Annotated in this window: 6 protein-coding genes; 2 read left to right on the top strand and 4 right to left on the bottom strand. The window is 57.7% G+C overall.

Annotated elements, in window-relative coordinates; all coding sequences use genetic code 11:
* From HMPREF2787_RS11380 to HMPREF2787_RS10200, 4 genes are all read right to left on the bottom strand, one after another.
* Positions 1-2,189, bottom strand: a 2,189-nt coding sequence (locus tag HMPREF2787_RS11380; RefSeq protein ID WP_168168061.1) for a VaFE repeat-containing surface-anchored protein, incomplete at its 3' end; no start/stop codon positions are given.
* A 931-nt stretch (positions 2,190-3,120) separates the two neighbouring features.
* Positions 3,121-3,768, bottom strand: a complete 648-nt coding sequence (locus HMPREF2787_RS10210; RefSeq protein WP_048731453.1) for a hypothetical protein — start codon at positions 3,766-3,768, stop codon at positions 3,121-3,123.
* Positions 3,769-4,200: 432 nt separating this feature from the next.
* Positions 4,201-5,241 carry an aspartate-semialdehyde dehydrogenase gene (locus HMPREF2787_RS10205; protein WP_070859183.1) on the bottom strand — a complete coding sequence of 347 codons (1,041 nt, stop codon included), beginning with the start codon at positions 5,239-5,241 and terminating at the stop codon, positions 4,201-4,203.
* Between the two features lie 10 nt (positions 5,242-5,251).
* Positions 5,252-6,517: an aspartate kinase gene (locus HMPREF2787_RS10200; RefSeq protein ID WP_048733180.1), complete on the bottom strand. Its 1,266-nt coding sequence runs from the start codon at positions 6,515-6,517 to the stop codon at positions 5,252-5,254.
* 538 nt (positions 6,518-7,055) lie between these two features.
* Between HMPREF2787_RS10200 and HMPREF2787_RS10195 the strand changes: the two genes are divergently transcribed.
* Both HMPREF2787_RS10195 and HMPREF2787_RS10190 read left to right on the top strand, forming a co-directional pair.
* The gene (locus tag HMPREF2787_RS10195; protein WP_246824303.1) at positions 7,056-8,069 is read left to right on the top strand and encodes a DMT family transporter; all 1,014 of its coding nucleotides are present in this window, start codon (positions 7,056-7,058) and stop codon (positions 8,067-8,069) included.
* A 156-nt stretch (positions 8,070-8,225) separates the two neighbouring features.
* On the top strand, positions 8,226-9,278 hold the full coding sequence (locus tag HMPREF2787_RS10190) for a class C sortase (RefSeq protein WP_070859181.1): 1,053 nt from the start codon (positions 8,226-8,228) through the stop codon (positions 9,276-9,278).

The following is a 9,278-nucleotide window of genomic DNA, read 5'->3' as shown; positions in this document are numbered from 1 at the left end:
TTGGTCGGCTTGGACGGCTTTTCCGGCTGAGCGGGCTTGCTCGGCTTGCTCGGCTTTTCGGACTCGGACGTAGACGGAGTTGTCGTCTCAGACGGCTCTTCCGGCTGTGTCGTCTCCGGCTGCTCGGGCGGCTCATCGTCGCTCGGCGTTGCCGGAACCGTGGACGTGGTCGGCTCAGTCGAGCTGGTCTCCGGTGCGGTCGTCTCCTCGGACGGAGTTTCGCTTTCCTCAGTCGGAGTGTCTTCCGGCTTCTCCGGAACCTCGCCGGTCACGGTCTGGCTAGCGTCGTTGATATCTGCGTGGTCGGCAATCTCATTGACCTGACCAGCGCTTTCCTTGCCAGTCGAGTCAACCTCATCAGAGGTCAGGTGCTCGAATACGACGGCCTCAGCAACCGGAGTCTTAACAGAGTCAGACACCTCAAGAGTGACAGTCACAGTACCGCTTGCCGACGTCGGCTTGAACGTCGCCTCGCCATGACCAATCACAGAGCCATCAGCCTTGTTAACCAGTTCACCGGAGAGGGTGTAGTTCTTACCAGGGACCAGACCCTCGAAATGCACGGTGTCGACAACCTTGGCATTAGCCTCAATGCGATTGCCCTGAAGCTCAGCTACCGTACGCAGCTCCGGCTCCAGCGGCGTATCAGCGGGCTCGCTCGGCTTAGACGGTTCGGTAGTCTCAGTCGGCTCGCTCGGCTCCGTGGTCTGCGACTCAGTGCTGTCAGTCGGCTCGGTCGGTTCCGTCGGAGCGGCCGGCTTCGTGGACTCGGAGGTGTTAGGAGTAGTCGTCGAAGAGCTCGGCTGCTCTTCGCTTTCCGACGTCGTCGGAGTCTCCGACTCACTGGTCTCAGAAGTAGCGGTCTCGCTGGACGACGGCTCCGTTGTCTCTTCGGTCGTCTCCTCGGTTGTCTCTTCGCTCGTCGGGGTCTCTTCGGAGGTCGACGGCTGCTCCGGCTTTTCGCCGTGAACGGTCTGAGCTGCGTCGTTGATGTCCTCGTGGGTAGCGATTTCTACCCGCTGACCATCGGTGTTGTCCTGGCCATCGGCGGTGACCTCTGTCGAGGTCAGCTTTTCAAATGCAACAGCAGCGGTAACCGGCTCATCTACATCATCGGAGACGGTAATCATGACAGCCTGCTCACCCGAAGAGGTCTCCGGAGTGAATTCCACGCTGCCGGTCCCCAAGATGCGATCAGCATTGGTCTTGTCCACCAGGGTGGCGTCCAGGCGGTAGTTCTTACCCGGAACCAGGTCGGTGAACTTCACGATGTCCTTAACCACAGCGCCCGCAACAATCTTGTTGCCGTTCAGGCGAGCCTGAGTGGAGATCGACGGCTTACGCGTGGTCGGCTTCTCCGGCTCGGACGGCTTGGTCGACTCGGACGGGGTCGTGGTCTCCGCAGGCGTGGTCGGAGTAGTCGGCTTTTCCGGCTCGGTTGGCTTCTCCGGCTCAGATGGCTTCGTCGGCTCTGCCGGAACTTCACCGGAAGACGGAGTGACATTGTCAATCACAATGATGTCTTGTTTCTTACCATTGTTGAAAATGTAGCCAGTGCGGTTCGTACCGTCGACAGTGCCCTGACCGACGTTAGCCGGACCAGTGAGGTAGTCGTAGACAGCCTTCGTCGATGGGTTGTGAATGCCCTGGGAGAAGTCAATGTCATCGGAGAAGTGCCACAGAGCGAACTGAGTTGCGTTATTGGCGTCCAGCACATTCAGACGTCCTTTAACTCCAGCTGCCTTCCCCAGTTCATCCAAACCAACAGCTGGAGAACCGTGGTGCGCAATCCAGTTGAGCTTCCGGTATCGGTCAAAGTCGTTCCGCAGCTTGTTATTGGTATCTGTACTGCGCGAGAACTGACTGAAGTTCTGCACACGACCGGTGTCATACAGATCACCGCCGACGCTGGCCTCAATGCAGTAACCCATTTTGTGGCTACCAAATGGAGTTGCAGCCTCGTCAAATGCCGCAATGAGTGGCCCAAAATCACGGACATTTCCATTGGCTTCAACACCCTTAACGGTTCCAGGAACACTCAGAATCTTCTGAATCGTCAGGGTTTCGCCAGTGTCTTCTGCATCCTGCGCATGCGCAATTATTGGAGATTTAGCGAAGAAAAGAGCGAGCACAGCCATGAAGCTAAAAAGCGCCAACCAGCGCTTCTCGTTTGTAAAACGACCGAACATGAGCCCTCCCCCTTCCTTCGATTTCAGTGCGTTATACACCTTTCGCTACCTTTCCAGCCTTCAATGAACAATCAATGACCACGCATAAGCGTCTCCAGCCCCCATCACAGGTAGCCCAGTTGACATCGCCTTCTAATTCTCATTTATAGCGTTGGCCGTCCCCGAATATAACAAATACATTTTATGTTTGTTAGGCCATTTAATTGGCACCCCTATTTCCTTTTATTTCAATGCCAATAATTGTTGTTTGCATATTTTTTCTGGGGTAGCCATATGGATACCAGACAAATACCAACATTCCACCTTCCTCTACGACGCCTAGCCATTCAGCCCAGATAAACCCCCATTACCTGCAGATATGAAGATTTTTCAATAAATCTCCACCCATTAATTCGGGTTGAAATGTCTCCCATGTCACGATTCTTATAATTGTGAGATAAGGCACAGCCGACACCCCACCCCCACCTAATGAAAATGCACCCCAATAATTTTCCGAACACAATAATGACACCTCTGAGCTATTTGCAAAAACACCCCCCCTAGGCGCATTTAATAAGCCACATAATTGTGCGTTAATTGCGGCTGCATAAATTTTTGCCTCTCCACCCCCAGCCCTCTCCATCCGCAGTTAATAGATAAAAGTGGGTCTGATTCAAGGCATTCCAGCAGATCACGTTATGCAAATCGCGCCTGAATAGAGGGCTGCAAATGTGAAACTGTGCGAGTTTATGACACTTTCAAGCCATTTTTCGGGCCATTTTTGTCATAAACGCAGTCAGTTACTCGGATCGACCCCACGTCGCCAGCTATAAACGCAAAAAGCGCCTCCCCACTCCACAAAGAGTGAGAAGGCGCTCGTGCGCTGTTACGCGCTAATCGCCGCGCAAGCTAACAGCTGCGCAGTGCAGTGCCTAAATCGGCTTAGACGGCCTTAGATAGCCTTTGCACCGGTGAGGTCCAGGTCGACTGGCAGGTTGTCACCCGCACCGTCCTCGGCCAGCAGGCCACCCTGGTTGTTGCCACCGGTCTGGGCACCCTGCTCCTGGCCGCCAGTCTGGAGGCCACCCTGGTTCTTACCGCCGGTCTGCATGCCCTGCTCCTGGCCGCCGGTCTGGAGACCGTTCTCGTTCTTACCGCCGGTCTGGAGACCCTGCTCCTGACCACCGTTCTGCAGACCCTGGTCGCCACCGACGTTCTGCAGGCTCTGATCCTGGCCACCGGTCTGGAAACCGGACTGACGCTCACCAATCTGGCCCTTGTCGTTAACCTGGTCGCCGCCGACCTTGTCGCCCTTGTCCAGCTTGTCGCCGCCAATCTGGTCGCCACCGTTCAGCTGGTCGCCACCAGCGTTCTGGAGGCCCTGGTTGCCGCCAACATTCTGCAGAGCGTTGTCCTGATCGCCGCCAACGTTCTGCAGACCCAGGTTGCCGCCCTCAGTCAGAGAGTGGAAGTTCGGGAACAGAGAGTCGACCTGAACCAGTGGGCCCTCCGGGAAGTTCACGTTGAACTCAGGTACCGGCAGCGGAGCCGGTGCTGGCAAGGAGGAAATCAGTTCGCAGATATTGCACAGGTTATCCATGATGATCCTTTAGAAAAATGAAGTGTAGATAAATGGTGTGGCGCGATGCCCAGAGCTGAAGGTAAAGGGCTTCTCGCCTTCTCCTTTGCGGCCACTGCCGTGCTCACACGAAAACCGTACCGGTGATGAAAAACGGTCACAATATAGAAATTCGACCCACTTCAGCCAGGAAATTGGAAACAGAATAACGGCAAAATTTAACCTGCACTTATGCCCAAACGTCGCATGTCACGGGTCACATTGCTAGCCGTTTGGTCACCCCAAACCAGGCTCGCCTTTTCCAGCAGAAACGCCTCGGCACCTAATGAACTGCTCCCCATTAGTTGGACTGAGAAATCAGTTACCGACTAGTGGGGAGTAGTTGTCATTGAGAGCACGAAGTTCGCTAAGTGCCGAGGCTTAACTTTTTGCGCTCTCAAGTACTGCGCTCAACTACTGGTCAGCGACCAACAACTCCGCAATCTGGATGGTATTCAGAGCAGCGCCCTTACGCAGATTGTCGCCAGAGACAACCAGCACCAGGCCACGCCCCTCCGGAACCGACTGATCGACACGGATACGACCCACCAGGGACTCATCCACGCCAGCGGCGGCAAGCGGATTCGGAACGTCGACGACCTTCACGCCCGGCGCGGACTCCAGCAGTTCGGTTGCCTTCTCTACAGACAGAGCATTCTCAAACTCAGCGTGAATCACCAGCGTGTGGCCAGTGAACACCGGAACGCGCACACAAGTACCAGCAACAGCCAGCTCAGGGATAGACAGAATCTTGCGGGACTCATTGCGGAGCTTCTGCTCCTCATCGGTCTCCAGCGAACCATCATCAACAAAGTTGCCGGCCACCGGCAGCGCGTTGAAAGCAATCGGTGCGACGTACGGACCAAAGTCCTCCGCAACCAGAGCCGAACCATCAGTGGTCAGCTGCTCCAGGTTGTCGATGTTCTCGCGCACCTGGCCAGCCAGAGTATTCACGCCAGCAAGGCCCGACCCCGAGACGGCCTGATAGGAGGACACACGCAGACGCTGCAATCCGGCCTCGTCGTGAAGCGGCTTGAGCACCGGCATCGCGGCCATCGTGGTGCAGTTCGGGTTGGCGACGATGCCCTTCGGGATGTCCTGCAAAGCATCCGGATTGACCTCAGAGACCACCAACGGGACCTCCGGATCCTTACGCCACGCCGACGAGTTATCAACAACAACAGCGCCAGCAGCCGCAAAACGCGGAGCCTGCTCCTTCGACAGCGTGCCGCCAGCGGAGAACACCGCGACATCAATGCCCTTCAGATCCTCGTCAGAAGTAGCCGCGACATCCTCGACAACAATCTTCTCGCCGCGGAACTCCAGCTCCTTGCCCGCGCTACGGGCAGAAGCGAAGAAACGAACCTTATCGGCCGGGAAATTACGCTCCGCTAACAGAGTGCGCATCACGCGGCCAACCTGGCCAGTGGCACCAACAACAGCAATCGTGGTCATTGAGAACTCCTTAGCGTCCCGTACCAGCGTAAACAACAGCCTCAGTGTCGCCACCGAGATTGAAAGCGTCGTGCAGGGCCTTCACAGACTTATCGACATCCTGGTCATTAACCAGTACCGAGATACGAATCTCAGAAGTGGAAATCAGGTCGATATTCACACCCTCATCAGCGAGCGCCTCACAGAACGTCGCAGTCACACCCGGGTGGGACTTCATGCCAGCACCGACTAAGGAGACCTTGCCCACGTGATCGTCGTAAAGCACGTCCTTCCAGTCGTTGTCAGCCTGCAGCTTCTTCAGCAACGCCATCGCCTTCGGAGCATCCTCGCGCGGGCACGTGAAAGTAATGTCAGTGCGGTTATCCGCGACGGTGGAGACGTTCTGCAGCACCATATCGATGTTGATCTCCGCATCCGCCACCGCACGGAACATCTTCGCCGCCTGGCCCGGATCATCCGGAATGCCCAGCACGGTCACCTTCGCCTCGGAGCGGTCATGCGCCACACCGGTCAACACTGCTTCTTCCATAGGGATATCCTCCATCGATCCATCAACAAGGGTGCCAAGTTCATTGCTATACGACGAACGCACACGCAACGGGACATTAAACGCGCGGGCGTATTCGACACTTCGCAGCTGCAAAATCTTCGCGCCAACCGCGGCCATCTCCAGCATCTCCTCGAAGGAAATGGTGTCCAAGCGCTGTGCATCCGGCACAATGCGCGGATCCGCCGTGTACACGCCATCCACGTCGGAGTAAATCTCGCAGACGTCTGCCTCCAGAGCTGCCGCGAGAGCGACCGCAGTGGTATCCGAACCACCACGGCCCAGCGTAGTGACGTCCTTGGTCTCGCGGTTCACACCCTGGAAACCGGCAACCAGGCAGATGTGGCCCTCGTCGAGAGCCTCACGGACACGGCCCGGAGTGACCTCGACAATGCGGGCGTTACCGTGGCGCTCCGTGGTAATTACGCCGGCCTGCGAACCGGTAAAAGAACGGGCCGAGGCGCCGAGGCTTGCGATTGCCATAGCGACCAGCGCATTGGAAATACGCTCACCGGCGGTCAGGAGCATGTCCATCTCGCGTCCCGGCGGGACCGGGTTGACCTGTTCAGCGAGGTCCAGAAGCTCATCGGTGGTGTCGCCCATTGCCGAGCAGACAACCACGACGTCATTGCCCTGCTTTTTGGTTTCCACAATTCGTTCTGCAACACGACGAATGCGTTCGGCGCTCTCCAGGGATGAACCACCGTACTTCTGCACAACCAGTGCCATGGTCGGCAACCTCCAAAAACTAGGCAACTATATGCACGTAACTATTATTGACTCAATTTACTTGAGTCGCATTCGTAATTACATAGTGGGTTACCAAAACGTAGCTTGCGGGGGTTGCATGGAGGGTTTGGATCGGGTTGCGTGGGGGCTTGCGGGGTGATTGGGCGTGGGTTGGGTGTCGGTCGGGTGCGAATCGGACGCTGCTGCGCGGCGAGGGTGTGACGGCTGGGGTGTTTGGGGTGTTTGGGGTGTCGGTTGGGTGTGGATCGGACGCTGCTGCGGGCTGCAAATGTGAAACTGACTAAGTTTATGACAAAAATATGCCCTGAAACTTGTCAAAACTGACATAAACCTAGTCAGTAACTCTCGGTACTGTGCCAGGAACTCCGGGTTCAGCCAGCTCCACTCCCGAACTCCGGGTTCAGTCAGCATCTCGGCCGAACCAGCTAATTCCCGAGGCGCTGCGGGCACCAAGCACTGCCCCGCTCAACCCCTGCGAAGTGGACATGACAAGTGTTGCATGCCTAGCATTCCCTACGTGAACAATGACCTTCTCGCTGCGATACTGGCACTGCTGTCCGCACTCAGCATCGCGTGGGGAACCGTCATCCGCCACAACCTCTCCGGAACGTTGGAAGAGGGCACCAGCACACTTCGCGGAGTGGCGAAGACCCTGAAGCTGCCGCGCTGGTGGCTGGGCTCGGGTCTGGCGATTGCCGGGTATGTATTTCAAGTCGCGGCGTTGGCATTTGGCACGTTGCTCCTGGTGCAGCCGTTGTTGGTCATGAAGCTGATGCTCACGCTCCCGCTGGCAGCGAAGGTCAACGGTCGGCGGATTTCGCGGTCAGAGATGATCTGGTCCGTGGCGCTTACTTTTGCGGTGGCGACGCTGGTGTTGCTCGGCAAGCCGACTGCCGGCTCCACCGATATCCCCACCTACCTGTGGGGATGGGCTCTCGCCGTCGGTGGCGTGGTCACCTGCGGGCTTTACGCCGCTGCAGTTCAGTGGCCCAACACCGGCACCGGCACCGGCGGCGGCTCAGACACCAAACAGCGCGGAGTGCTGCGCCAGAACCCGAAGGCCCTACTGCTCGGCACGGCAACCGGCTGGCTGTACGGCTTCGTCGCGTTGCTGTCTAAGTCGGTGGTCGATACTTATGTCAATGACGGGCTCGTCCAACTCCTGCTCTCCTGGGAACTCTGGCTGCTGGTGGCACTGGCGGTTATTGGCGTCGGCCTGCAGCAGGCGGCTTTTAACGCGGGACCGTTGCAGGCTTCGCTACCAGCTATGACCGTCGTGGAGCCGATCGTTGCCTTCAGCTTGGGATACATCGTTCTTGGTGAGCGCTTCCAAGCAGTTGGTGTGCAGTGGGTGGCGCTGTTTATCGCACTGGTGACCATGATTTCTGCCACTATTGCCCTGGCGGCTCGGCCGGCAGAGGCCACCTCCACAAGCGCCGCAAGCGCCCCAAGCACCGCAGACACCCCAAACACCGACACCACAAGCACCGCAAACACCACCACAGACTCCACCGATGCCGCCGCGCGGTAAGTAGAGTTCAACTCTCCCGGGCCGCATGACCTAAATTGGTATTTGCACTTATTAAGTCGTTAGCGATTTGTCGGCCTGGCTATCCCTGCCCGGGAACTGTCCCTGGTGAGAAAGACCCGTGGCCGCTATGCACAAGGTCACCAAAGGTAGGACTCGATGGGGCGTCATTCCCATTCCAAGCGGGCAACTTCCAAGCGGGCACCCAAACCGACATCTAAGCGGAAGTCCGAACGCGCAAACAGCACCAGCGCCGCAACCAAAACCGCCGCAACCAACACCAAAGCAAAGCCCCAAAAGGGCAAGAAGCTCAACTCGAACACCATCATCGCCCTGCTGTTGATCATTGGCGGTTTGGGCGTGCTGCTGTACCCGGTTGTCGCAACGCAGTGGAACAACTTCCTGCAGGCCCGCGCCGCAGATGAGTACTCCAAGCTGGAGAAATCCGCTCCTCCTGAGGTCTTGGACACCGCCTGGAACGAGGCCCATGAGTACAACGCCAGCCTCGGCGAGGTCAATCCGGGCGATGCCTGGACCACCTCTGATGACGAGTCTTCCCCGGAGTACCAGCGCTACCGCCACTACCTCGACGTGCTTGGCGAGACCGACGCGCTCGGCCGCATCGTCATCCCGTCCATCAACTCTGACCTGCCCATTTTCCATGGCACGTCGGAAAAGTCGCTCTCGCGCGGTGTCGGTCACCTCTACGGCACCGACTTCCCGGTCGGCGGCGTGGGCGAGGGCGAAGGTCGTCACGCGTCGCTGTCCGCGCATACGGGTCTGCAGAATGCGACGCTGTGGGACAACCTCGACAAGGTCAAGAAGGGCGACGCGTTCTACATCGCAGTCGCGGGTCACAAGTTGAAGTATGAGGTCCACGACGTAGCCGTCGTAAAGCCGGATGAAACCGATGCTTTACGACGCGTCCCCGGAGAAGACCTGATCACCCTGATTACGTGCACGCCTTACGGCATTAACACGCACCGCCTGCTGGTGACGGGGCATCAGGTGCCGATGGATCCTGACGAGGAGTCCGTGTTCGACGGCAGCGGTTCGCAGTGGCAGTGGTGGATGTGGGCCATCCTGGCAGCAGCGGCGGTGATCATTGCGCTGCTGATTTGGTGGCTGCGGAAGCTCTCGCGCGACGGCAAGGGCGAGCCGGCGGCCGAGCGCGAGAGCGACGAGACAGAGAATGACGAGGCGGAGGATTAG

The sequence above is a fragment of the Corynebacterium sp. HMSC061H03 genome (assembly GCF_001838215.1).
GTDB classification, from domain to species: domain Bacteria; phylum Actinomycetota; class Actinomycetes; order Mycobacteriales; family Mycobacteriaceae; genus Corynebacterium; species Corynebacterium jeikeium_D.
This window is presented reverse-complemented; position numbering and strand designations above follow the sequence as displayed.